Here is a 1,460-nt window from a genome sequence, read left to right on the forward strand (position 1 = left end):
CAGTTTAGAGGACTGCGAGAGCTTGAGCTAAAGAATCTCGGACAGATTAACCTGCTTGTGGGAATTAATAATTCGGGAAAAACCAGCGTTCTCGAAGCGTTATCTATTTACTGTCATCCCTTAGATCTAAAAGTTTGGCTAAATACTGCTAGACAAAGAGAACAAGAGTACAGAGTTTCTCGGACTCCTTATCTAGATTCCCTACAGTGGTTATTTACCCACGAGGCAATGATTGAGCAAGAACAACTTAATCACGGGGTTATATCAATCACAGGAAATGGCTCCTTTAAAGTTCAGAAAATCGAGGCAATTTATGAAGAACTCGAAGGAATTATTTTAACTGACAGTCCCGAAGACAAGCTTAATCCTAATGAGATAATTAGCGAAGAAAATGAAGATTTAATTGATAATAATGAAGAGTTATGGGAAACAAGAAAAGGTATAAATTTATCGATAACAGTATTTCTTGCTGAAGAACAATTAAGTTTAATTAATTATCCCCAAAATCCCCTGAAAGAAAACTATCAACTTTGGGAAAATAGCCCTCTCTCTAGACTATCGGGAAAAAAAGAACCTAGCTTACTAACTTCTCTGGTTAGTCCCGCTTCTCATCGTTCTGATATTGGTCAATTTCGGTTACTTTCAGAAGTGAGATTTGCCAATTTTAAAACAGATGTTATCGATTTACTGCGTCAAATGGACAGTAATATTTCTGACTTAGAAATTCTCTTACCTCCTCATTCTTTATCTGCCAGATTTAATATTTATATTCAACATGAAAAATTGGGACTTGTCCCCGTTAGTACCTTTGGTGATGGGGTGCGTCGCTTACTTCATATCGCCCTCAAACTTGCCAGTGTTAAAGGTGGAATTTTATTCATTGATGAATTAGAATCAGCTATTCATACAGAGGCACTGCAAAGTTCTTTTAATTGGTTAGTTAAATGGTGTCAAAAAATGAATGTACAACTGTTTGCTACTACCCACAGTCTAGAAGCTGTTGATGCTCTTTTAGAAGTCACCGAACCAGAATCAGATTTAGTGCTTTATCGTCTCGAACCAAAGGAAAATTATACTAGAGTAGTTAGACATGATTGGACTCGATTAAAAAGCTTACGAGAAGACTTAGGACAGGAGGTTCGTTGGTGAGTCGAGAACATATATTGATTGGAGTGGAGGGTAATCATGATCAAGCTTTTCTGGTGAAAGTTATGTGTAAACTGCTGGGGTTTTCTAAATGTGAAGAACTCTCAAATCTAGAGCCAATTTGGAAAAAATTTATTCCGAAATATCCTCCTCCTAAAACTGGAAAACTTTACATCAGACTCGATATGCCATCTATTCTTTATACTGAGACTTTATCCGTGGCAATTTATGCCGGGGGTGGCAGTGAATTAATTAAAAATTTAACCAATAAACTTGCCGATATGGATTATAACAATGAATTATCAGCTTTTGCC

1 protein-coding gene and 1 pseudogene are annotated in these 1,460 nt (G+C 36.6%); both read left to right on the forward strand.

Annotated elements, in window-relative coordinates:
• The coding region (locus PX484_RS01610; RefSeq protein WP_288102713.1) for an AAA family ATPase at nt 1–1,149 on the forward strand (1,149 nt) is incomplete at its 5' end.
• A pseudogene (locus PX484_RS01615) lies at nt 1,146–1,460 on the forward strand (DUF3226 domain-containing protein); the annotation flags it as partial. The gene PX484_RS01610 and the pseudogene PX484_RS01615, both read left to right, overlap by 4 nt.

Origin of the sequence: Microcystis sp. M49636_WE2, assembly GCF_030065375.1 — a bacterium.
In the GTDB taxonomy this organism is placed as follows: Bacteria; Cyanobacteriota; Cyanobacteriia; order Cyanobacteriales; family Microcystaceae; genus Microcystis; species Microcystis aeruginosa_C.